We start from the raw sequence: 22849 nt of genomic DNA, 5'->3' as shown, positions 1-22849 counted from the left end.
ACCCGTAAGGGGAACGAACATGACCGCCAAGATCGCTTCAGGGGTGCCCGCAGCAGCCACCTGGCTCGAATCGATGGTCGGGGCCCTGGCCAACCATAGCGACCGGCTGGACGCTATCAATATCTTTCCGGTAGCTGACGGGGATACCGGCTCCAATCTTTACCTGACCGCGCGAACTGCCCACGACGCGGTGTCGGTATTGGAATCAGAGGACCTCGGCGAGTATCTGGCGACGGCAGGTCGAGCCGGAATGGAATCGGCGCGCGGTAATTCAGGGACACTGCTTTCGGTATTCCTTATCGGTTTTTCAGAACCGCTGCTGGGACAGCCACGATTGACCGGCCCCTTGCTCGCCGCCGCCCTGGAACGTGGAAGGGTCCGGGCATGGTCCGCGCTCAGCGACCCGGTTCCGGGGACCATGCTCTCCGTGGCGGAGTCCGCGGCTCGGGCGGCAAGTAGCGCGGTGGCACAATCGACTGCCGATCCGTCCAGTCGAGCAAACCTGCGCGAGGTTCTGACTGCCGTGCAGGAAGTAACGATCCAATCCGTGGTCAGTACTGAAGACCAGCTCGGGGCGCTGACCAAAGCCAAGGTGGTGGATGCCGGAGCCGTGGGTATGCTGCTGGTCCTCGATACGCTGTGTGCAGCGCTGACGGGTGAAGAACCTGAGGAATCGCGCTATACCCCGTTACACGGGTACGGGATCCAGGATCCCCACATTCATGCCACGTCCTCAACTGAGGAAGGCGTCGAAGTGATGTGCACGATCACGTTGGGAGCCTTGGAAGCTGCCACGCTGCGTGCCCGGCTCGACTCGCTCGGCAACTCGGTCATCATGAGCGCGGTCAATGGGCCCAACGAAGCCTATCGCTGGCGTGTCCACGTCCATGTTCCTGCTGCAGAAGACGCGCTGGAAGCCATCCGTGAGGCCGGTGAACCGGTCAACGTTTCTATTACGGACTTGTGCACCCACAGTGGTTGACTCAACGTCCTTCGGTCCGGAAACACCCTTGCGCTCGGCAGTTGGAAGTCGAGCAGCCGACGCAGTGGCCAAGGCCTTTCATATCGAAACCTGTGGGGAACTGCTCCACCACTTCCCCCGACGTTATCTCGACGTGGGTGAACTGACGCGTATCGACGAACTTCCGTTCGGTGAAACCGTGACCGTGGTGGCCCGGGTTGTCTCCTCGGAACAACGCAGAATGCAACGACGCAAAGGGATGCTCCTGCAAGTAGCTGTCGAGGACGAACTCGGCGACACGCAGGGCCGACTCAACATGACCTTCTTCAACGGGTACAAGGCTGCCAAGGAACTGACCCACGGAACCGTGGCCATGTTCAGTGGAAAAGTCGGTGCCTACCGGCAGACACTTCAACTAGCCCAACCCGAGTACGCACTCTTGGAAACCGCAGAGGACGCCGAACCCCGGCCGATCCCCATCTACCCGGCGACCGCTGCGGTCAGTAGCCAGGCACTGCGGGGCATGATGGACCTGGTGTTGGCTGGCGTCTCATCGACGACATACCCAGATCCGGTGCCCGAATCACTCCGCGAGCAACACCGCCTTCCCGAGCTCGCACGAGCCCTACACGCGGTCCACGCGCCGGATACGGTCGCCCATGGTGAAGCGGCGAAGAAACGCTTCCGATACGACGAGGCATTGGTGCTCCAGCTGGCCTTGGCTGAGCGCCGGGCGCACCGCTTCCGCCAGCCAGCTACCGCTCGGGTCGGGGGAGTCGACGGGATACTTAATGCCTTCGAAGCAGCTCTGCCGTTCACGCTCACCGAAGGCCAGATCCGGGCCGGGATGGAACTTTCAGCGGATCTGGCGCGTCAACGACCGATGAACCGTCTGCTCCAGGGAGAGGTCGGGTCAGGTAAGACCGTCGTGGCGTTGCGGGCCATGCTCCAGGTGATCGATGCCGGTGCCCAAACGGCGTTGATGGCACCGACAGAGGTCCTGGCGCAGCAGCACTATGCGTCCATCTCCCGGATGCTGGGCCCACTAGGACGTGCAGGGCAGTTAGACGGCCAGCCGAACGGGACACGCGTGGATCTGCTCACTGGGTCCATGCCCGCCGCACAGCGCAAGGAAGTCCTGCTGAGGGTTGCCTCCGGGGAGACCGGAGTCCTGATCGGGACCCACGCGTTGCTATCGGAAAACGTGATCTTTGCCGAACTGGGATTCGTTGTTGTCGACGAACAACATCGGTTTGGCGTCGAACAACGAGATACCTTGCGAGCCAAGAACAGCATTCAACCCCATATGCTGGTCATGACGGCAACACCTATCCCGCGAACCGTCGCGATCACGGTCTTTGGGGACCTGGAGATCAGTACGTTGTCGGAATTGCCGGCCGGCCGGGCCCCGACCAGTACCTATGTCGTTGACCTCCATGACGAACGCTACCGCGACCGAATGTTTGCCCTCATGCGAGAAGAGGTTGATCAGGGACACCAAGTCTATTTGGTCTGCCCGCGCATCTCCGAACAGGCGACGGAAGACGGCATGGCTCCGGGGCCGAACGGCTCCGAAGCTATGGGCTCGGACACAGGATCTGAAGGCGCTAATCTGCCCGGTCTGCCTGCACCGCCGAAGGCTACCGTTGAGGAGATGTACCAACGTGTGGCAAACATGCCGCTTTTCAACGGGGTAGGCATCGATACGCTGCACGGTCGGATGACGACCGAAGAGAAGGCAGCCGCCATGTCAGGATTCGAATCGGGGGAGACCGGAATCCTGATCTCCACGACGGTCATCGAAGTAGGCGTCGATGTCCCCAATGCCACCGCCATGGTGATCCTTGATGCCGACTCCTTCGGTGTGTCGCAGTTGCACCAGCTGCGCGGACGCGTTGGCCGTGGCGGCCTGCCAGGGACCTGTCTCTTGGCGTCATGGCTGCCCCCGGAGCACCCTTCCTTGCAACGACTCGCAGCCGTGGCCAAAACCACCGACGGTTTTGAGCTGGCGGAAGTTGATTTGGCCGAACGCCGCGAAGGAGACGTGCTGGGGGCCAGACAATCGGGAACACAGAACACCCTGAAGATCCTCCGGGTCGTCCGTGACCGGAAGATCATCACGGCAGCCCGAACCGATGCCGAAAAAATCGTTGAAAGCATCGGAGGGCTCGCCGCGCACCCGGGACTGCGCCAACTGGTGCACAGCTGGGTGGATGATGACATGCAAGCTTTTCTGGAACGAGGTTAGCCGCATATGGGACGTGTTATTGCCGGTGCAGCCGGGGGACTGGGCCTCACCTCCGTACCGGGTGACGCTACTCGACCGACAACCGATCGTGTGAAGGAAGCACTCTTCTCGAGGTTGGAAAGCCAGGACGAACTCGACGGCGCTCGTGTTCTGGACCTCTATGCTGGCTCCGGCGCACTCGGCGTTGAGGCAGCCAGTCGGGGAGCTCGAGCAGTAGTGCTCGTTGAGCAAGCTCCCAAGGCTTTGGCGGTGTGCCAAGCCAATGCCGCGTTGGTCAACAAACACCTGCGCCGCGAAGTTATCGCGGCCCGGCGCGGGTCAGTCAAGACGTTTTTGGCAGCTGAAACCGAGTCGGGGCGTGGCTGGGACCTGGTCTTCATGGACCCGCCCTACCCTCTGACTGACGCGGAGCTCTCGGCCACGCTCCTGGCGTTGGTGCCTGTCTTGAACGAGGGGGCGCTGGTGGTCCTGGAGCGTTCCTCACGTTCCCCTGAACCTTCGTGGCCGGCGGAGCTGGCCGGACTGTCGACGAAAAAATACGGGGAGACGACCCTATGGTTTGCGGAGGTCGTCAAGATCGACGCCTGAAAGGACACTGCCGGGGTGGGGGCCCATGCCACGCAAGTCGTCTAGCCGAGAGCCGTCCCACGCGGTATCTGTCCCCATGAGAATGAAATTTCCCGGGGCTCGGAGCTCGAATAGATCCTGGGGACCAGCGACGGTGACCTGCCGGTACGTCTCTTCCATGGCGCGGATCTGTTGGCGGATGAAGGCAAAGGGCGGATCGTCCCCGACATTGACCAATGAAATCCCCGCAGGGGCCAGTAATCGTCGGATTTCTCGATGGAATTCATCCGCACGCAAGTGTTCCGGAGCGTCGGCTCCGGCAAAAACATCCAGAATGACGGCGTCGAAGGTTTCCCTGACAAGCTTCCCAGCGACAACATCACGTGCATCAGCGATGATCAGTTGAAGGTTCGTCTCGGCGGGTAGCGGCAGGACCTCGGTGACGAAGCCCAAGAGCTCCCGCTCTGAATCCACGGCAACCTGGGTACTTCCGGGACGCGTCGCGGCGAGGTAGCGAGCCAAGGTGAGGGCCCCTGCACCCAAGTGCAGAACCTTCAACGGTGTACCAGGGGAGCCGAGTAGATCTAGATGGTTGGCAGTTCTGCGGAGGTACTCGTAGAAGATTTCCTGGGGAGCCGCAGGATTGACGTGGGATTGCTCGGCGCCGCCGATCGAGAGGACCCACGCGCCGGGAATCCACGTGTCGGGAATGAGCTCCGCGTGTTGACCGACGCCGGACAGCCAGCGGCGATGGGTCTTGTGGTGCGGGACGTTCATCGGGTGATTACTTTACGCAGCCGACTCAGCCGTTTCGTCGCCTCGGCGAGGACATCGGGCCGCTTGCAGAAGGCGAACCGGATCAACGTACGTGTAGCAGCGGCACCCTCCTGGTGACAGAAGACCGACAGGGGAATCCCGGCAACCCCAACGATTTCAGGCATCCGCCGCGCCAACTCCGAGGCGTCGTCGATTCCCAGGGGTGCCACATCGGCGACAACGAAGTACGTGCCTGAAGGGCGGTACACTCCCATGCCAGCGTTCTCCAAGCCGTCGGCCAGGAACGTGCCGCGTTCTGCCAAATCCGTCGCAAAATTCGCGAAGTATTCGTCGGGAAGCCGGAGCGCCTCGGCCACGGCGGGCTGGTAGGCCGGACCCGAACTGTAGGAAAGGAACTGCTTCACCGTGCGGACTGCAGCAATCAAGGCGGCTGGTCCACTCGCCCATCCGACCTTCCACCCGGTAAAGGAAAAAGTCTTGCCAGCCGAGGAAATACTGATCGTCCGCTTCCAAGCACCATCGATGGAGGCCACCGGAATGTGCTGACAGCCGAAGGTCAGGTGCTCGTAGACTTCGTCAGACACGATCAGCACGTCGTGACGTTCAGCGAGCTGGACGATCTGTTCGAGGACTTCGCGCGTGAAGACCGTCCCCGTCGGATTATGCGGATTATTGAGCAGAATCATGCGCGTTTTAGCGGTGATGGCGCGTTGAAGATCTGTTGGGTCTGGCTGGAAATCAGGAAGCCGCAGCGGAACCGTCCGGTGAATACCTCCCGCCAAAGCGATGGTCGCCCCGTAGGAGTCATAGAAGGGCTCGAAGGTGAGAACTTCATCTCCCGGATTGACCAGGGCGAGGACCGACGCAGCAATCGCTTCAGTAGCACCCGTGGTGACCACGACGCCGTCCGCAGGGTCGGGCGAAAGCCCGTAGAAGTGTTGCTGGTGTTCTGCAATAGCTTCGCGGAGCTCCAGAATACCCGGACCCGGTGCATATTGGTTCTGACCTGATCGAATATTTTGTGCGGCTGCTTCGGCCATGAAGTCGGGCCCGTCCGCGTCGGGGAATCCTTGACCGAGATTAACGGCATCGTGTTTTCGTGCGAGGACAGTGATCTCTTCGAAAATGGTTGCTGCCAGGTGGCCGTCTTGGCCGAGGAGATTTGCGCCATGGGCGGCACGTTGCCAGGGAAAGCTGTGGGACATGGACTCAGTATGGCAAGGACGCGGCCGACATGACGACTATTGCAGGTCATGGACGCCTCCAATTGATAGATTGCACGTATGCGTCGAGCCGTCTGCCCCGGATCTTTTGATCCCATTCATAAGGGTCATGTGGAAATCATTGCCCGTGCCAGTAGCCTCTTCGACGAGGTCGTGGTGGCCGTGTCAACGAACTACTCCAAAAAGTACCGCTTCGACGAGGAGGAACGGATCGCGATGGCGCGTGAAACTGTCTCCGGGCTCGCGGGAATCAGCGTCGTACCGATGGGGGATGGGCTGCTGGCAGGATTTTGCCGCGAGGTGGGGGCCGATGCCATCGTCAAGGGCCTGCGCTCCGTCGTGGATTATCAGTACGAGGTCCCGATGGCTGCCATGAATCGGCATCTGACAGGGGTCGAGACCGTTTTCCTCTCCGCGGACAACAGATATGCGCATCTGTCTTCGAGCCTGATCAAAGAAGTCCAAGCCCTAGGCGGTGACGTCGACGAATATCTTCCCCGCTCGGTCGTTAGCCGTTTTCGCAATGGTCGTTAGAGCCTGCAACCCGAAACCCTCGAGGTCTTGTAAAGTCGGAGCATGACTGAAGCGAAGCGCATCACCAAGGCAGTGATTCCGGCGGCGGGCTTGGGGACCCGTTTCTTGCCGGCTACCAAGGCGATGCCCAAGGAAATGCTCCCCGTTGTCGATAAACCAGCCATCCAATATGTCGTCGCCGAGGCAGCGAAGGCAGGCTTGGACGACGTTTTGATGATCACTGGACGAAGTAAACGAGCCCTTGAAGATCATTTTGACCGGGTCCCTAATCTTGAGCAGGTCTTGACGGAGAAGGGCGACACGGAGAAGCTCGCGTTGATCCAAGAGGCGACTGACCTCGGAGAGATCCACTACATTCGCCAGGGAGATCCACAGGGGTTAGGGCACGCTGTGCTGCGTGCCAAACTCCACGTGGGAGATGACCCTTTCGCTGTTCTCTTAGGAGACGACCTCATCGACGAACGGGATGACCTCCTCAGCGACATGATCAAGGTCCAACAAAATACCGGCGGGTCTGTGATTGCGTTGATGGAAGTTGATCCTGCGCAGATTGGAGCCTATGGATGTGCCGACGTCACCGCCATCGACGGTGAGGGCTACGTCAAGGTTAATCGACTGGTCGAGAAGCCAAACCCTGAAGAAGCGCCGTCCAATTTGGCGGTCATCGGCCGCTACGTGCTGCATCCTTCTGTTTTTGAAGTGCTGGAGAGGACTGAGCCCGGCCGCGGCAACGAAATCCAGTTGACCGACGCACTGCAGGAACTAGCGGCCTCGCATCAGCCCGGCGGTGGTGTGCATGCCGTCATTTTCCGCGGTCGTAGATACGATACGGGAGATAAGCTCTCCTATATCCAAGCTGTCATCAGCCTCGCGGCAGAACGGCCGGATATCGGCGAACGACTGATTCCGTGGCTCAAGGAGTTCGTTGCGGACCTAGATTCCTAGGTTCAGCTGAATCTAATCTGAGCGAATCCAGTCTTCCAATGACGCTAGACTGGCTTGCTAACGACCATCCACTTGATTCGGGCATCGTCGCGGCCAAATTTGGGCCATTTCATAGCCGGCGTCCCCTACGGGAGAAGACTTGAAAAGTACGCAGCCTGAATCTGGGTATGCCCCGCGCCGAATGTCGCCGCGGAAAAAACACCCAGTACGCGCCGTCATTCTGTCGTTGGTGGCGCTGATTGTGGTCGCCGCTCTAGTCGCCGGCGGATACTTATTCACGCTCGCCAACACGTTCGATGATCAGACCCCCGAGTTGGGCTCAGCTTTTCCGGAAGAGTCGCTTCGGCCTGTGAAGGATCCGGGCGATAAATCCATGAACATCTTACTGATGGGTGCGGACCACGGTGGCGCAAATCAGGTCACCGAAGACGTCATCGACACTGGTGGTACCGGTCAGCGCTCTGACACGATGATGCTCGTGCACGTTCCGGCGGACCGCAATGGTATCTACGTCATGTCAGTCATGCGCGATACGTGGCTGGAGATTCCGGGCCATGGGAAGCACAAGATCAACGCGGCGATGGCTTTCGGGGGAGTCCCCTTGGTGGTTCAAACGTTTGAAGGCTTGTTCGACGCTAAAATCGATCACGTCGCCGTGGTGGACTTCCAAGGGTTCCGAGACCTCACCACCGCGCTGGGTGGCGTGACAGTGAAGAATGAGATTCCCTTCACGGCGAACGACACCGACTATTTCTACCCGGTAGGAAATATTGATTTAGAGGGAGACCGCGCGCTCCGCTTTGTCCGCGAAAGAAAGTCCTTCTCCGATGGCGATTACCAGCGAGTGAAGAACCAACAAACGTTCTTGAAAGCCGTCATGGATAAGCTCCTGCGGTCCGAAACTCTGACTAATCCGAGCAAGGTCTATAGGGTCATCGACAAGGTCTCTCCCTATGTATCACTTGACGACTCGCTTGATGCAGGGACCGTTGCCGGATTGGCCATCCAATTCAAGGGGTTGCGTTCCAAAGACGTTCACCTGTTCACCCTCCCAACGGCAGGTACATCGACGAGCGCGGACGGGCAATCCATCGTGTTGGAAGATGAACAAGCAGTTGCTGACGTCGGTGAAGCCCTGAGCCACGATACGATGGGCTCCTACTTCGAAGATTTGGAATCAGATTTGGAAGCCAAGGCCAAATGAGGAGTTTGAACGCATGACGGTCATTGGTTCAGTGGGACCCGAAGGGCTTCACCGAGTGGGAGCCAGACCCCGCCTCCTTACCTACCTGAAGCAAGCCTGGGAGCGGCGTGACTTCGCCTTCGAACTGGCACGTAGCCGGATCGAGGCCAGCAACGGGCGTAACCGTTTGGGTATGTTGTGGGTCGTTCTGAAGCCGACTTTGAACGCGCTGATGTATGGCGCTATTTTTGGGCTATTACAGGGTGACAGCAGGCCGCCAGGCTTTCCGATGTATGTCGTCATCGGTGTCTTCCTCTTCGAATTCTTCAGCCAGTCGATGAATCAAGGCGCAAAGTCGATTACCGGAAACACTGCGCTGGTGCAGTCGCTCTCATTCCCTCGTATTACGCTTCCCTTGGCTACCGTTCTTCAGCAGCTACTCACTCTGGCGCCCATGCTGGGAGTGATGTATATCTACTGCCTCATTCTGGGTGCTAAACCGTCATGGAGCTGGCTACTGGTTTTGCCGCTCGTAGGCATCTATACCTTGTTCAATACCGGGGTCGCCCTCGTTGCCGCACGACTTACCGTGCATGTGCGGGACCTGACTCAGCTTTTGCCATTGATCAATAGGCTCTTGTTCTATACGTCCGGTGTTTTATTTTCGGTGGATCGCATTCTGAGCATGCTCCCGGTTATGGTGACACTTTTCGACTTCCACCCGATCTATCAAACGCTCCAGATCGCCCGCGGATGCATCATGGGCACCGAATACCCCATTGAGTATTGGGCATACCTGTCCATTTGGTCGGTACTGCTGTTGATTTTCGGAATCCTTTTCTTTTGGGTAGCAGAGGAGCGTTATGGCCGAGTCAACTGATTTTGACGATCTGATTCGTCCGAGGCGACGTTCTGCGGACCGTGTCGAAACCGACGGCGCCGGAACGAAAGCGGATACTGCCTCTGAAGCATTCCGGGGGAGACGCCGGAACTCCATGGGAAACCACCACCAGGTCGAACCACCCAGCGGTCCTCCTAGCGAGATCCCACCTAAAGACACGGCGTCTCCTGTCTCGGCATCGTCAGAGGCAGAGTCCGCACACGCGACGCTGGAGACCGAATCCGCGACAGTTTCTCCAGTACCCGAATCCGCTGATACACACCCGGACGGACGACGACCGGTGGTGGTCGTGGAGGACCTGCATGTTCGGTACAAGGTCTATTCCAGTGGGAAGTCCGCTGGTTCGGCTGGTGGTCGACGACTGATGACGAAAACCCGCGGGCTGCGGGAGGTACACGCGGTGAAAGGGATCTCCTTCACGGCCTATGAGAACGAGTCAATCGGGATCATCGGCTCCAACGGTTCAGGAAAGTCCACCCTGATGCGCAGCATCGTGGGCCTGACCCCTCCAGCATCGGGAGCCGTCTACGCGACTTCTCGTCCCAATATGTTGGGCGTGGGGGCCGCGCTCATTCCTGATCTTTCAGGGGATAAGAACATCACCCTCGGGGGGCTCGCCCTGGGCTATAACCGCAGGGAAATCGAAGCGATGAGGAGCGATATCATTGAATTCGCTGAACTTGAGGACTTCATCGACTTGCCCATGCGGACGTACTCCTCCGGGATGTCGGCTCGTCTGAAGTTCGCGATCGCGGCTTCTAAGCAGCACGAAATTCTCATCGTTGACGAAGCGTTGGCGGTTGGCGACGCGCGTTTCCGGAAGCGGAGTGAAGCTCGTATCCGGCAGATCCGCGAACAAGCCGGAACAGTCTTCCTCGTATCGCATTCCATGAAGTCCATCCTCGATACCTGCAACAGGGTGCTATGGATCAACCAGGGGGTTCTGGAAATGGACGGGGACGCCGAGGAAGTCGTCAAGGCGTACAAGGAATCAAAGAAATGAATTTCCCCGACCGAAAGACAGCCGTTTCGTACGTCATGCCTGTCCTGAACGAGGCTGAGTACGTCAGAGACGCTGTCCAAGGGATTCTCGCCCAGGACTTCGATGGACCCAAGGAAATCATCCTTGCTCTGGGCCCAAGCGACGATGGGACTGAGACCGTGGTGGAGCAGATGGCACTAGAAGACCCGAGAGTCCGGTGGGTTCACAACCCCATTGGACGCACTCCAGCAGGCCTGAACCTCGCCATCAAGGCGTCTACGGCTCCCATCATCATCCGGGTGGATGCGCACAGCGTTCTGGATCCCCAGTACACACGCCGCGGTGTGGACACCCTGTTGCGCAGTGGGGCGGCCGATGTCGGCGGCCGTATGGACGCGCAAGGCCGCAACTCTCTGCAACGCGCCGTCGCGGCTGCCTATAATTCGCCCCTGGGACTGGGGGGAGCTGCTTACCACTCGGGTGCTCCCGAAGGCCCGGCTGAATCGGCGTACCTTGGAGTTTTTCGCCGCTCGATCTTCGACGAAGTCGGCTTCTACGATGAGTCCTTGTGGCGTGGACAAGATTGGGAACTGTGTCTCCGGATCCGACAGGCCGGAGAAAAAGTGTGGTTTGATCCACTGCTGAAGACGACATATTTTCCTCGGGATGATTACCGTCGATTGGCCGCACAAAGCTACGCTTCCGGGGTTTGGCGGGGGGAATTGGCTCGTAGGTATCCGGAAGGAAAGTCATTTAGGCATTTCGCGCCGCCGATCATGGCCGTAACGGTTGCGGCGGGAGTCGTGTCGTGGCTCGTGCGTTCAGATCATTTCAGAGGCCTAGGACGCTTAATTCAACGAGCCGTGCGCAGTGCCCCTGCGGTCTATGGAGCAATGATCATAGCGGCTTCAGTCCAGACGAAATGCTGCAACGGGTTGGAGCGGCTCCAACTGCTGCGTGTCTTACCGACCATCCACTTTCCCTGGGCCTTCGGCTTTGTCCGTGGACGAATTCTTGGGGCCGGCCAGACCACGGATCAGAGCCGACCGGTAAAGATCTTGGAAGAAAACTCCGAGGGTACAGAATGACCCCGTCGGAAACACGACCGGCAAGACCGTCGTTGGATGAGCTTCGTGCCGTATGTCAGCCCCCGGAGGTCAGATCCAGACGTAACGCCGAGCATTGGACTGCGGAACTATACCTTCGACATATCTCCATCTATCTCACCGCATTACTGGTTCGAACCCCGATCAGTGCCAACGGAGTCACGGGACTCATGATTCTTGCCGGCTGGGGTATGTCCGCAGCCTTGCTGATTCCAGGTATCTGGGGCCCCCTAATCGCTGTCGTGCTGTCCCAAGTGCAGCTATATTTTGATTGCTGCGATGGAGAAGTCGCGCGATGGCGAGAAACCCAGGGGCCCAAAGGCATTTTCATTGACATGGTCGGCCACCATACTACCGAGGCGCTACTACCCATCGCCCTCGCGGCTCGGATTTCCCTTGGAAACGAAGCGGGGCTCCCCGCCGGGCTCGATGACCAGGTGCTGTTCATCGGCGCAATCGTGGCCTTGCTTCTGGTGCTCAACCGCTCCTTGAGCCTGATGGTCCACGCTGCTCGCGGAATGGCTGGACTCGGCAAACTTCCCGATACCGGGGATGCGCGGGCAATTCCGTCGACGTCCCTGTTGGGCAAGTTGCGGAATCTCGCCCGTTTCCTGCCCTTCCACCGGCTCTTGCACGCTGTGGAATTGAGCCTTTTGTTTCTGGTAGCGACCATCGTATCCACGATTTTCGGGAGTTCAGGACTTGCCGAAAGCTGGTTGCTGTGGTTGCTCGTGCCTGTCACCCTTTTCGTGAATCTCGGGCATTTCGCAGCCAGCCTCGCATCATCCAGACTCAGGGCTTAGGAGGCATTCATGGGCACAACGAATGTAGAGCCCAGCGTCGGCGTCGTGATCCTGACCATGGGAGACCGGCCGCAGGAACTTCGACGCGCATTCGCTTCGCTTCAATTACAAGAAGGCGTCCGCTTGGATGTTGCCGTTGTCGGCAATGGCTGGGACCCGGCAACACAGCCGGGAGGACTACCGGAATGGTTTGTCCCGGTCTACTTGGAGGAGAATCTAGGCATCCCAGCCGGGCGTAATGCCGGCGTGCCGCACGTTCGGGGTGAATTCATCCTGTTCCTCGACGATGATTCGTGGCTTCCAGACATCGATTTTCTGCAAAATGCCGTTACCCGTTTCCGGAAGTACCCGGATATGGGGATGCTGATGCCGTGCATCGCCGACCCGGAAAACGAGGAATCGCCCCGTCGTTGGATTCCTCGCCTGAATAAAAAGACGGCGGGGGAGTCAAGCAATATCTTCCATGTTGGGGAGACCTGTCTTCTCCTACCCAGGGCGATTTTTGAGGCGACCCGTGGTTGGGCTGGCGGGTTTTGGTATGCCCATGAAGGCATTGAGTTGGCTTGGCGTGTGTGGGATACGGGCCATCGTGTCTGGTACGCAGGGGACCTGCGAGTCTTCCACCCTGTCGTAGATCCACGCCGGCACGGTGAATTTTATCGGCTGAACGCCCGAAACCGAGTTTGGCTGGCACGTAGGAATCTGAGGTGGCCTTTCAGCTGGGCCTACGTGGGGTCGTGGACGCTGATCAACATCGTCCGCCTGCGGAAAGATCGCAAGGGCCTGCGCCAGCACCTCGCCGGGTTGTTGTCGGGCTACCGCACCTCCCCTTGGTATCAAAGGCCGCGGCCCAAGTTGAAGTGGAGTACACATCTCCGGATGACCCTTGCTGGTCGTCCCCCGATTATCTGAACGGGACCGGGCTTCACCGATGAGCCGGATCTCCGCAACAGCGCAGTTCCCAAACCTGCCTTTTGGGAACACGTGATGCTTGGAACGTGATCGAGAGGCAGGGTTCGTCTAAAGTGGTTATGGATCCATAGCCCTCGACGTCAGGTAATAGAACATGACCAGGACCGTATTGACCTACGGCACATTTGACCTCTTCCACATCGGGCATCTGAACATCTTGAAGCGCCTCAAGGAACAAGGGGACCACCTGATTGTGGGCGTATCAACGGATGAGTTCAACGCGGTCAAGGGTAAAAAGCCAATCGTCCCCTACGATCAGCGAGTGGAGATCGTCCGTTCGATTTGTTACGTAGACGAGGCAATCCCGGAAGACAACTGGGGACAAAAACGCGAAGATATCACCAAATACGATGTCAACGTGTTCGGGATCGGGGACGACTGGCGCGGCAAATTCGATGATCTGGAAGACAAGGTAGACGTGATCTACCTGCCACGGACTTCAGGGATTTCGACCACCGAAATGAAGCGTGTCCTCAGTGCGTTCGATGAACGGCACGTGTCAGAACTCAAACGAACCCTTGATAGCTTGAGCCAGATCGTCAAGGAACTGAGTTAAAAAGATACTCAACGCGGGACTGTGACGGTAGTTCCCGCGAGTTTCAGTATCGTACTTGCAATATTTTCTAGACGAGGGATGGTCAATATATGCGTAATGTTGGTGTGATTCTTGCAGGGGGAGTCGGCGAGAGGGTTGGCTTGGGTATCCCGAAGCAACTGATAAAAATCGCGGGACGTCCCATTATCGAACACACAATGGCGATTTTTGAGGAAAGCGCCAAAATCGATGAAATCATCGTTATGATGACACCGGGATACCTTGACGATGTTCGGTCTATCGTCAAACGAAACACCTTCAAAAAGGTGTCCCAAGTGCTGGAGGGCTCGGGAACCCGCAACGAGACAACGCAAGCTGCTTTGGCCGCGATGGGCAACGAGGATTGTAACGTCATTCTTCATGACGCGGTGCGTCCGTTGCTATCCCAACGCGTGCTCGACGACGTCGTCACCGCTTTGGACACGTTCAAGGCCGTTGACGTAGCGATTCCATCAGCGGATACCATCATCGAAGTCGACCAGCGAGGCGAGGGGATCCCCACCATTGCCGAGGTGCCTCCAAGAGCGGCACTACGTCGTGGTCAGACGCCTCAAGCTTTCAAGCTAAGCACCCTGCGAAAGGCATATGTCGGTGCTTCCCACGACCCGGATTTCACCGCTACGGATGACTGCAGTGTTGTTCTCCGCTACTCACCCGAGGTGGATATCGGGGTTGTCCAGGGTGAAGAGCGCAACATGAAAGTCACGGAGCCCATCGATATCTTCGTCGCCGATAAACTTTTCCAGCTGTACAGTGCAGACGGACGAGCAACTTTCGATGATGATGAACTGCGCTCGGCGTTGACCGGAAAGGTCGCCGTTGTGTTCGGTGGTGCGTATGGCATCGGAGCGGACATAGCCGCACTGGCCGAGGAACACGGGTGCACGGTGAGAACTTTTTCTCGTTCGTCCACCAACACGCATGTCGACCGCCGCGCAGATGTCGTCAAGGCCAGAGATGAAGTCTTGGAAGAACTCGGTCGGGTGGACTTCGTGGTCAATACGGCGGGGATCTTGCCGCGAGGTCTACTACTCGATGAAACTGACGACTCCGTCTACCAAGCCACGGAGATTAATTACCTGGCCCCGATCTTCATTGCTCAGGCCTTCCACTCAGCCCTTCGTGCCTCAGGGGGCTCACTGCTGCTCTTTACCTCGAGTTCGTACACGCGTGGCAGATCGGGCTACAGCCTTTACAGCTCTGCCAAAGCAGCAACAGTGAACCTGACCCAAGCCCTAGCCGATGAGTGGGCAGGAGACCGTATTCGGGTTAATTGCGTTAATCCTGAACGAACGGGAACGCCGATGCGCACGAAGGCCTTCGGAGCTGAGGACCCCAACTCCCTTTTGGCCTCGGAAACGGTGGCCCGGACGTCCTTGGAGACCCTCATTGGTGGGCGGACGGGGCACGTCATCGATGTACGCAAAGATGATCCTTTGTCCGCCAAGGCGCTACTCGGCGAGGGCAACGATTTTTAACTGAAGACAGCCGGACGCCCAACTTTCCAGTCCTGTCTTCAGGTGGAAGAAGCCGGCAAGGATAGAACTGCCTCGCGGAAGGCGTCTGGCGAAGTACCACCCAAGTAGTAGGCCGTAGCCTCGTCGCGGGTACTTCGCATCGGATCGGGCCCCAGGAACAAGTGCCAGGACTCTGAATCGGGCGATGTCGGTAGGTATGCATGTTGGACCGACGGGAACTTAGCACCGATGTCTGAGTCCTGTCCGGCGATCGCTCGGCTATGAGCGGGTAGCAGCACTGCTGCCGGCTTGTGTGATGCTAAATAGTCCACCAGCACGCTGGATACGTCAGTCACGAGGGCATCGGAAGCATTGAAGAGGTCCAGAAGATCCATGGTGGCTGTATCCTCGGAGCCAAGGTGACGCAGTCTCTTGTCAACCAAGAGGTTGTCAATTTCTGCGATGTCGTTTTGATCTTTGGCAGAGAAGCGGCTGAAGGGATGGGGCCTGAACAGCACCGTGATTCCGCGGGCCATGAGATCAGCGATATACGGTACGGCGATACTCAGCGAGCTCAGGGCAGTTGCTTGGTTGTACCCTGACCAGGTTGGCGCGTACAGCACTGTTTGTGGGGCACGTCTGGACGCCGGAACGTCGACACGTTCCAATTGGGGCCGTCCGACGATCTGGGCCTGGTCTGGGTCGAGGTTCACATTTTCTGTCGCGTATCTATCTATGGCAGCTTGCCCGGCTACGAAAATTGCGTCGTACATCCGGTGTGCTGGGTGCGCCGAAATCTCCTTGTCGGAGTCTCCGTGGCCCAGATATACGTGCTTGACGTTCCGGTAGCTGACCATGTTGGCATTATTCGTGACCGAATTCACGTAGAAGACCGCCCGAACGGAGCTCGGCATGACGTCGTCCAGATCTTTGTTTTCGCGACAAGAGATAATGGGGATCTCAGAGGAGATGGAAGTTGCGAGGTGTTTGGCAGCTTCGGGGTCGCGGACGACGATGATAACCCGCGGCGTAATAGCCAGGATCTGGGGAAGCCATTGTTTGATCTGGTAGGCACCCCCATCGCGACGTCCCATGTACAGAATGTACTGAGGGGTGAAGTCCTCGATAGCCCGTCGTAGGATCGGCCGATACCTTCGTGCACGGTGGAATTTCATAGCAAGCCTGCAAGCGGCGGCCACAGCCAGACCCAAGGCGATACTGGCCACGATAACTCGCAGGGCTAGCTGCGCCCCCGCTACGGCGAGGAAAGCATAAGCGAGGACAACAAGGCCTGTGACCACGGCGGTGATGGTAACGATCCGTGATTCTTGGCGAGGCGGCGGAAGCTGAATGTTGTAGGCCGCTGGCCAGCCGCGAAAAGACGCGAGCACTGCCAGCCCAGGCCACGGCGCCATCGCGACGCCGATCCCCGTTGCGATGGCTATTTCCCAGAGCCGTTCAGTTCCATCGACCGCTTTAGCCCCCGATAGGGCTATTGCAATAGCAAGAGCAAAAATCGTACTTGGAATGGACGCTACAAGTGCAGTCTTCAAGGTTTTCACAGTGCTTCAGTCTCTGCCGATTCCGCCTCGTTGAGGATTCTTGCTCCAGCGTCGATGAACCCATCGGCGTAGCTGGCGGGCGGGAAGTCACCCAAGTAATATTCCCGGACGCGTCCTCGGCGGTGCAGCAGTGGGTCATCATTCAACAGATGATTCAATACTTCCTGAAGATTATCGAGGTCACCATGCAGTACATAGCCGCCCGACGTCGCAGGCATATCGGCTGCTAGCTGCTTTGGAGTGTGATTGATGGCGGCAACGGCGAAGGGCTTCTCTGATTGCAAAAAATCAGAAACCATGGCGGAGACATCGGAGATCATGGCATCCGAGGCGTTGAAACAGTCGACCACCCCCATGTCCTTTTCCGCAGATGCGCCATAGATGTGCTGGCGTCCGGTTTCTGCGGCGTCCAAAGCCAACAAGTTGCGGATTCGGCGCATCCTGCGTACTGCGTCTGGGTAGCGGTAGTTGAACGGGTGGGCCCGGAAAATGACGGTGCACCCACGGTCGAGTAGGGCTTGGACGATGTGGACGCCCAGCGGGAGCGAGTACACAGCCGTATCTGCGTATGGCCCTCTCCATGTTGGCGCGTAGAGGACCGTCTTCGCCTCATCAAGAACATCACGACGGCGAGTGATTGCCTCGACTTGGGGACGACCGACGATCTCGAACTTTTCCCGTGGGATGGTGACCCCGTGACGTTCATACCTGTCGATCCCCGCCTGACCTGCGGCGAAAATACGGTCGTAGATTCCATGGACAGGGTTATAGCAAGCGGCCTTTTCCGAATCTCCATGATTCAGCCATACGTGGGTCAGTTCCCGATGTTCAATTAAATGGGTGTTCTTGACTGCGTTGTTCACGTAGAAGGCCGTGGTCAGGCCCGGCACCAGGACGGCTTCGAGCGATCCAAGGGTCTTACGATAGATCACGGGAGATTCGGTGACTTTAGCAGCCGCTCGAGCCATCCTGAGATCCCTGGCGATGATGATGTATGGCTGGCCAAGCCGGTCGAGATAGGGCACCCACATACCCAGCTGGTAAGACACGCCGACGTTCGAAGCAAAATACACGCAGAAGCGCGGGGCATAGTTCTCCACCAGCTCGGGAAGCCGCGCTTCCAATGACAAGTTCACGTATCGGCGGTGTATGCCTCGCACCAGAACGTAAGTGGTGACTCCCAGAGAGAGTGTCCCGAAAACTAGCTGGAGGGATCCCCAGAGTGGGAATAGTGCTGCACTGATAGTCATCGCTGCCAGAGCCAAAGCAGAAACCATCCCAGCCCAGCCGCGGGCAAATGCTAGTGGAACCGCTGCTTCTGTACCAGGGAGGTTTCTTGACTGAAGCCCCTCTGCGCGCCACGTGGATACGGCTTGCCCTTCGAGGCTGATGGCGAGGAACGCCAAGGCCGGGCCAACGATGGAGGCCCATCCTTGCCCTGAGGTGGCCATACCGGCTAGGAGGGTTACGGCAATTAGGCTCCTAGCAATGGGCATGGAACCCAGCGCGCGGTTCATCCATGCTTGGCTTTTGAAGCCACGGCGGTGGAGATAGACGAAGATCGTCAGCGAGAGTATGGCTGGTACGAGGAAGGCGAAGCTGCTGACCCCGAAAACCGCCGCTGCTCCCAGAGCTGCTGAGGCCAGCACATCCGGCAGGAAATGTCGGGCCATCCGTAGTGCTTTATTGCGCACCCTGCGCGCGCGCCGGCGCTGACGCCTACGGTCCTTTGCCTTCTCTAAGGCTTCAGTATCCAGGAGTGGAACGTCATCTGAATCGCTGGGTTGATCCTCATCGTCGTCATCGGGCCCAGATTCGTCGGCCGTTGCCGATGTAGTCATATCTGCCGTGGCGGCCTCAACAGATTCCATCTGCTGGCTGGACGGATGTTGTTCTATGGTGGCGACGGCGGCGTCGACGAAGACCGACGAGTAGCCATCGTTGGGGAAATCACCCAAATAGTCTGAACGCAGCTCGAGCCGACGCGCGCGCATAGAGTCGTCTTTGAGCAGTTGGTCGAGGACGGCGTTGATATTGCGCAGGTCAGACTGGAGCAGGTACGCAGCGCGGGCAATCGGATATTCGTCTCGGAAAGCCTCTAATGGCGTGTTCACTACGACCATCGCCATGGGTTTGTATGAATACAGGTAGTCTGAAACGACACTGGATACGTCGGAAATCATCACGTCCGAGAGATTCATGCACTCGATGACGCCCAATTCCTGCTCTGCAGCCTCGCCGTACAGGTGCTTTATGCCGCTGGACTGTGTGTCTGCGCGAAGCAACTCATGGACCCGGGCGATGATCGCTGCGTCCTCCTCGAACTGGTAGCTGAACGGATGGGGTCTAAAGACGACCCGGACGTGACGTTCCAATAAGGCGGCGATGATTCCTGGAGCTGATGGAATCGAATGAAGGAACGTTTCATCCACATGGCCACGCCAAGTTGGGGCATACAGGACAGTGGGCTGATCCGTGAGTGTGGAGGTAGCCGGTTCGAGCGTCTCTAGTTGGGGCCGACCGACGATGGTGAACTTACCGGGGTCCAGCAGTACACCGTGTGCTGCATATCGCCTAGTTGCAGCGGGTCCCGCGGCGTAGATCTGGTCGTACATGGCATGTGTCGGGTTGTACGAGGGTGCCTTATCCGAATCTCCGTGACCGAGATAGACATGGGTGAACTGGCTGTAGCGCACCATGGCACCATTTCCAGATGAGGCGTTGACGTAGAAGAACGTGCTGAGACTGGGCACCACGAGGTCGTCAAGGTCCGCCAGCCTACGGCGCATTACAATTGGTGCATCAGTGATTTTAGCCAGTGCGTGCGAAGGTCCCTCTGCTCGGGTGACGATGATGAATTTCTTTCCCGTACGTTCCAGGTACGGCAGCCACATGGCGACCTGGTAGGAGGCATCGTCCGGACGTGCTGCGTAGATGGCGAACTCCGGCGCATATTCCGTGAGCAGGGAGTGGAGTTCGCGCTCGGTCTTTCCGTTGTAGCGGCGCCGAAAGAAGACGCTGACGGCACGCATCAACATGAGCGAGGAGATAACGAGCCCAAGGAAGAACCACCCAAGGGCCGAGAGATCCATGGCCGCAACCAGAACCCCATAGCCGAGAAAGGCCAGTTGGAGATAGACGATGGTCAGTGTCATGCGCCAGACGCGCGGGGCTGTTGGTGCTCCGGGGAGGCTGAGAATTGCGTGGCCGCCACCGAGTCCGAAGCGGCGCAGCACACGTTCCCCCACGATGGTTCCCGCCCCCACCAGAACTGTGAGCGTGACGAAGAGGGATTCGAAGTCTGACGGAGAAGTGGATGCTGCAAGGATGCCGATGGAAGCCAACAACCCCGCTCGAACGGCTGTATACCGGCCGAGGCCTGGCCGGAAGTCCCGTCTAGGGAAAAGCACGATGAGGGCAATGACAGACGCCCAAGATAAGCCGAGCAGCCAGCCCCACGATTGTTTGTCAGCGTGTTCAATGGCGACTAGCAAAGTCGTTGCCAAGACCGCTACAACAATTAGCAGAGTGACAATTGTCTGGATCCGTAGCCAGGTGTGGGCACGGGCGGGAGCCAGGCGATCGTGAATCTGTGTCAATTGAATAGGTTCCTCAATGCTGAAACTGACATGGCTATAAACGTATCTGCTATTGTCCGGGAGTTTATACAACCAACCCCGCTCTAAGGCACATCGGACAAACCGACTGAAGGAAGAGAAAGTAGGTCCTGAGAAGCACGGATGAAGCGCTCGGTGCCACTCCCGAGTTCGTCGGGTCCGAAGATATGCTGACGGAAACGGTCTTGCTCTTGAGCTGCTCCCTCACGAGCCAGCTTAAGTATCCGTTGAACGGCATCAACCGGAACATCGGACCAGGTAGGCACGGCTGATACTAGATGATTAGTAGCACCAGCGGTTGCTGCTGCCGATGCGGTCAGAACCAACGTTGGTTTGTTGAGTCCTACGGAGTCCATGGCCATGGCTGACACATCCGTAATCACCACGTCTGCTCGCGAAATATCACTGGTGGAGTCGATCGCGGGCTGTGTTCTGGATCTGGGCGGCTCGACCTTGCTTGTGGATCTGAGCAGATGGCGGATCTGCCGCAAAGCTTCGGCATGTTCCCTCGAACGTGTACCGAGCTTTGGATGAGGGCGAAAGGTGAGGCGTACGCGGTTGTCCGCGGCAAGCAACTGGATCAATTTCCGTCCACTACCCGTCAATGAGCTATATGCCATGGCGGGGCTGTCTCCTTCCCACGTGGGGGCGTAGAGAACCTCCGTTTGATCACTAGGCACTGGGCGGGCAGAAGCACGGAAATCCAATTGAGGTCGACCGATCTCGACCAAGGCCGACGGATCGATTCTTTGAATATGGGTAAGGATTCGTTCCCTGGCTGCCGCCCCGGCGATGAAAGCGAAGTCGTAGGCTTTTAGCTGGTTCGACACCATGGACGACTTTTCACTCTCACCATGGCTGAGGTGTACATGTACGACTCTGTTGATCCGTAACGGCGTGAAATTCGCTTGGTTATTATTAACGTAGAACAGGACATGGACGTTGTGCTTTCTTACGAAATTCTCGACATCTGCAGCTTGGGGGCAGAGAGAAATCGGCAAGTTACCCGCGTTTGACAGCAGGTTCGCTGAGTTCGAATTGGTGATTAGAAGTGTGACCGGGGTTCCCACGGCGCTGAGATGTTGTAGGGCTGGAATCCATTGCTCGAGCTGGTAGGCCGCATCTGGGGTGTCTGCAAAATATACGGCGAAGGGACTTATCCTGGGCGGCACCTGCTCTCGACGCCTGATGCGTGCTCTTACCACTGGTGCGAAAACCATGGAACTGACTTGCGTTGTCAGCCGCTTGCACGCGGTGGAGAGGCGAATCCCTATTGGCATCTGACCAGTTTAGTTCCCCAGCACCAAAGTTGGTTACATAGATGAATTCCAGCGCGTTCCGTCGGTGAGGAAGCCGCTGTCCGTCATAGTACTTTACGAAGGTTGCGGTCGTGTTGGTTGGGTCTCTTGGTAGAAGCCCGGTGACTATGTGAGTTTCGCATTCGCTAATGGATGCAGGAGGAAATTCATAGATATGGCACCTAAACATAACCCTGATCAGGTCATCGCGAAGGTCCGGCAGGGCCAGAAGATGCTCAACGACGGGCGCCCGATGATCGAGGTCATCAAGGAACTACAGATCACTGAAGCGACTTGGTACTGGTGGCTTCAGCAGCACGGATCCGAGAAGAACGCCGGCCAGACTAAGGCTGTGAAAGACATCGAAAAGGAGAATGCCAGGCTAAAGAAGCTTTTTGCCGATCAGGTCTTGGCCAATGACATTCTGAGTGAGGTGGAGCGGGGAAAATTCTAAGCCCCGAACCACGCCGCCGTGCTGTGCGTATGGCGCAGGAGAAGTTCGGGGCTTCCGAAAGGCTCGCGTGCACTGTCCTGGGCCAGAATCGCTCAGCCCTGTGCAAAGGCCGACCGATGATCAGCTTCGAAGAGGCCCAACTGCGGGCTGATCTACGTGCCGTGGCTCAGACGTATCTCGCATGGTGCTGGCGTAAAGCACGCTGGCACCTGCTCGAGCAGCCGCAGTGGCACGGGGTAGCGCTGAACAAGAAGCGCCTACGCCGGCTCTGGCGCCTGGAGGGACTCACCTGCAACCCCAAGGCACGGAAGAAGCGCCGCAGCGGACCCTGCGCCGGGGAGCAGAAGAGGCTCAGGCCCGAGTATCCGATGCATGTGGTCAGTTTTGACTTCCCATCCGATACGATCCCATGCGGCTGGCATATCCGGTTTTTCAACGTTATCGATGAGTTCACTCGAACCGCCCTGGCGATCATCCCCAGACGTTCGTTCACGGCCACTGATGTGGTCGCCGTTCTAGAGGACATCATCGCCGAAACCGGCATTGCCCCGGCTTTGAGTATTTGAGGTTTTGAGCCCCACCCGATCGTGCGACTCAGCACCACCGATCGTGCGAGAGAGCACCAGTAACGTTCTGACATAGAGCCACCGATGCTCTCCGCCAT

General features: G+C 58.0%; 18 protein-coding genes and 1 pseudogene. 14 read left to right on the top strand and 5 right to left on the bottom strand.

Annotated elements, in window-relative coordinates; all coding sequences use genetic code 11:
- Nucleotides 1-19: 19 nt before the first annotated feature.
- From CIK75_RS07630 to rsmD, 3 genes are read left to right on the top strand one after another with little or no spacing between them, the layout of a single operon-like run.
- On the top strand, nt 20-982 hold the full coding sequence (locus CIK75_RS07630; RefSeq protein WP_086998763.1) for a DAK2 domain-containing protein: 963 nt from the start codon (nt 20-22) through the stop codon (nt 980-982).
- The gene (gene recG, locus CIK75_RS07625; protein ID WP_256382352.1) at nt 975-3209 is read left to right on the top strand and encodes an ATP-dependent DNA helicase RecG; all 2235 of its coding nucleotides are present in this window, start codon (nt 975-977) and stop codon (nt 3207-3209) included. The genes CIK75_RS07630 and recG overlap by 8 nt, the downstream gene beginning before the upstream one ends.
- Before the next feature lie 6 nt (nt 3210-3215).
- Nucleotides 3216-3797 carry a 16S rRNA (guanine(966)-N(2))-methyltransferase RsmD gene (rsmD, locus tag CIK75_RS07620; RefSeq protein WP_086998680.1) on the top strand — a complete coding sequence of 194 codons (582 nt, stop codon included), beginning with the start codon at nt 3216-3218 and terminating at the stop codon, nt 3795-3797.
- Here the strand turns inward: rsmD and CIK75_RS07615 are convergent.
- Together CIK75_RS07615 and CIK75_RS07610 are read right to left on the bottom strand one after the other, a co-directional pair.
- Nucleotides 3762-4553: a fused MFS/spermidine synthase gene (locus CIK75_RS07615; RefSeq protein WP_096223524.1), complete on the bottom strand. Its 792-nt coding sequence runs from the start codon at nt 4551-4553 to the stop codon at nt 3762-3764. The genes rsmD and CIK75_RS07615 overlap by 36 nt on opposite strands.
- On the bottom strand, nt 4550-5758 hold the full coding sequence (locus tag CIK75_RS07610) for an aminotransferase class I/II-fold pyridoxal phosphate-dependent enzyme (protein ID WP_096223523.1): 1209 nt from the start codon (nt 5756-5758) through the stop codon (nt 4550-4552). The genes CIK75_RS07615 and CIK75_RS07610 overlap by 4 nt, the downstream gene beginning before the upstream one ends.
- 78 nt (nt 5759-5836) lie before the next feature.
- On the opposite strand from CIK75_RS07610, the gene coaD reads away from it, so the two are divergent.
- The 10 genes from coaD to CIK75_RS07560 all read left to right on the top strand — a co-directional run bounded on the left by coaD (nt 5837) and on the right by CIK75_RS07560 (nt 15275).
- Complete coding sequence (gene coaD, locus CIK75_RS07605; protein WP_096223522.1) at nt 5837-6310, top strand: pantetheine-phosphate adenylyltransferase; 474 nt, start codon at nt 5837-5839, stop codon at nt 6308-6310.
- A 42-nt stretch (nt 6311-6352) separates the two neighbouring features.
- A complete protein-coding gene (gene galU, locus CIK75_RS07600) occupies nt 6353-7255 on the top strand; it encodes a UTP--glucose-1-phosphate uridylyltransferase GalU (RefSeq protein WP_096223521.1) in 903 nt (300 codons plus the stop codon).
- A gap of 139 nt (nt 7256-7394) precedes the next feature.
- Complete coding sequence (locus CIK75_RS07595) at nt 7395-8459, top strand: LCP family protein (protein WP_241895357.1); 1065 nt, start codon at nt 7395-7397, stop codon at nt 8457-8459.
- Nucleotides 8460-8472: 13 nt separating this feature from the next.
- Nucleotides 8473-9318 carry an ABC transporter permease gene (locus tag CIK75_RS07590; protein WP_086998699.1) on the top strand — a complete coding sequence of 282 codons (846 nt, stop codon included), beginning with the start codon at nt 8473-8475 and terminating at the stop codon, nt 9316-9318.
- A 301-nt stretch (nt 9319-9619) separates the two neighbouring features.
- Entirely contained in the window at nt 9620-10342 is a 723-nt protein-coding gene (locus CIK75_RS07585; protein ID WP_241895356.1) for an ABC transporter ATP-binding protein, read from the top strand.
- The gene (locus tag CIK75_RS07580; RefSeq protein ID WP_096223519.1) at nt 10339-11409 is read left to right on the top strand and encodes a glycosyltransferase family 2 protein; all 1071 of its coding nucleotides are present in this window, start codon (nt 10339-10341) and stop codon (nt 11407-11409) included. Before CIK75_RS07585 ends, CIK75_RS07580 begins: the two co-directional genes overlap by 4 nt.
- Nucleotides 11410-11597: 188 nt before the next feature.
- Complete coding sequence (locus CIK75_RS07575; protein ID WP_343251891.1) at nt 11598-12230, top strand: CDP-alcohol phosphatidyltransferase family protein; 633 nt, start codon at nt 11598-11600, stop codon at nt 12228-12230.
- A gap of 9 nt (nt 12231-12239) precedes the next feature.
- A complete protein-coding gene (locus CIK75_RS07570; protein WP_096223517.1) occupies nt 12240-13142 on the top strand; it encodes a glycosyltransferase in 903 nt (300 codons plus the stop codon).
- A 154-nt stretch (nt 13143-13296) separates the two neighbouring features.
- Nucleotides 13297-13758 (top strand): adenylyltransferase/cytidyltransferase family protein, encoded by a 462-nt coding sequence (locus tag CIK75_RS07565; RefSeq protein ID WP_086998709.1) that lies wholly within the window; start codon nt 13297-13299, stop codon nt 13756-13758.
- Nucleotides 13759-13847: 89 nt separating this feature from the next.
- Entirely contained in the window at nt 13848-15275 is a 1428-nt protein-coding gene (locus tag CIK75_RS07560; protein WP_096223516.1) for a bifunctional cytidylyltransferase/SDR family oxidoreductase, read from the top strand.
- A 38-nt stretch (nt 15276-15313) separates the two neighbouring features.
- On the opposite strand, the gene CIK75_RS07555 is transcribed toward CIK75_RS07560, so the two are convergent.
- The 3 genes from CIK75_RS07555 to CIK75_RS07545 form a co-directional block, all read right to left on the bottom strand.
- Nucleotides 15314-16816, bottom strand: coding sequence for a CDP-glycerol glycerophosphotransferase family protein (locus CIK75_RS07555; protein WP_096223515.1), 1503 nt, complete (start codon nt 16814-16816; stop codon nt 15314-15316).
- A complete protein-coding gene (locus tag CIK75_RS07550) occupies nt 16813-20415 on the bottom strand; it encodes a CDP-glycerol glycerophosphotransferase family protein (RefSeq protein WP_096223514.1) in 3603 nt (1200 codons plus the stop codon). Before CIK75_RS07550 ends, CIK75_RS07555 begins: the two co-directional genes overlap by 4 nt.
- Before the next feature lie 83 nt (nt 20416-20498).
- On the bottom strand, nt 20499-21713 hold the full coding sequence (locus CIK75_RS07545; protein ID WP_096223513.1) for a CDP-glycerol glycerophosphotransferase family protein: 1215 nt from the start codon (nt 21711-21713) through the stop codon (nt 20499-20501).
- Nucleotides 21714-21906: 193 nt separating this feature from the next.
- Between CIK75_RS07545 and CIK75_RS07540 the strand changes: the two are divergent.
- Nucleotides 21907-22736: pseudogene (locus CIK75_RS07540) on the top strand (transposase); the annotation flags it as partial.
- Nucleotides 22737-22849 lie beyond the last annotated feature (113 nt).

The organism is Glutamicibacter sp. BW78 (assembly GCF_002332245.1).
Lineage (GTDB): Bacteria > Actinomycetota > Actinomycetes > Actinomycetales > Micrococcaceae > Arthrobacter_H > Arthrobacter_H rhombi_A.
This window is presented reverse-complemented; position numbering and strand designations above follow the sequence as displayed.

What these genes read in the sequence shown, in the direction of transcription:
- rsmD (WP_086998680.1), top strand. Translation starts at nt 3,216, where the DNA reads ATGGGACGTGTTATTGCCGGTGCAGCCGGGGGACTGGGCCTCACCTCC.
- coaD (WP_096223522.1), top strand. Translation starts at nt 5,837, where the DNA reads ATGCGTCGAGCCGTCTGCCCCGGATCTTTTGATCCCATTCATAAGGGT.
- CIK75_RS07615 (WP_096223524.1), bottom strand. Translation starts at nt 4,553, where the DNA reads ATGAACGTCCCGCACCACAAGACCCATCGCCGCTGGCTGTCCGGCGTC.
- CIK75_RS07545 (WP_096223513.1), bottom strand. Translation starts at nt 21,713, where the DNA reads ATGCCAATAGGGATTCGCCTCTCCACCGCGTGCAAGCGGCTGACAACG.
- CIK75_RS07560 (WP_096223516.1), top strand. Translation starts at nt 13,848, where the DNA reads ATGCGTAATGTTGGTGTGATTCTTGCAGGGGGAGTCGGCGAGAGGGTT.
- CIK75_RS07610 (WP_096223523.1), bottom strand. Translation starts at nt 5,758, where the DNA reads ATGTCCCACAGCTTTCCCTGGCAACGTGCCGCCCATGGCGCAAATCTC.
- CIK75_RS07580 (WP_096223519.1), top strand. Translation starts at nt 10,339, where the DNA reads ATGAATTTCCCCGACCGAAAGACAGCCGTTTCGTACGTCATGCCTGTC.
- CIK75_RS07565 (WP_086998709.1), top strand. Translation starts at nt 13,297, where the DNA reads ATGACCAGGACCGTATTGACCTACGGCACATTTGACCTCTTCCACATC.
- CIK75_RS07590 (WP_086998699.1), top strand. Translation starts at nt 8,473, where the DNA reads ATGACGGTCATTGGTTCAGTGGGACCCGAAGGGCTTCACCGAGTGGGA.
- CIK75_RS07575 (WP_343251891.1), top strand. Translation starts at nt 11,598, where the DNA reads ATGATTCTTGCCGGCTGGGGTATGTCCGCAGCCTTGCTGATTCCAGGT.
- galU (WP_096223521.1), top strand. Translation starts at nt 6,353, where the DNA reads ATGACTGAAGCGAAGCGCATCACCAAGGCAGTGATTCCGGCGGCGGGC.
- CIK75_RS07630 (WP_086998763.1), top strand. Translation starts at nt 20, where the DNA reads ATGACCGCCAAGATCGCTTCAGGGGTGCCCGCAGCAGCCACCTGGCTC.
- CIK75_RS07570 (WP_096223517.1), top strand. Translation starts at nt 12,240, where the DNA reads ATGGGCACAACGAATGTAGAGCCCAGCGTCGGCGTCGTGATCCTGACC.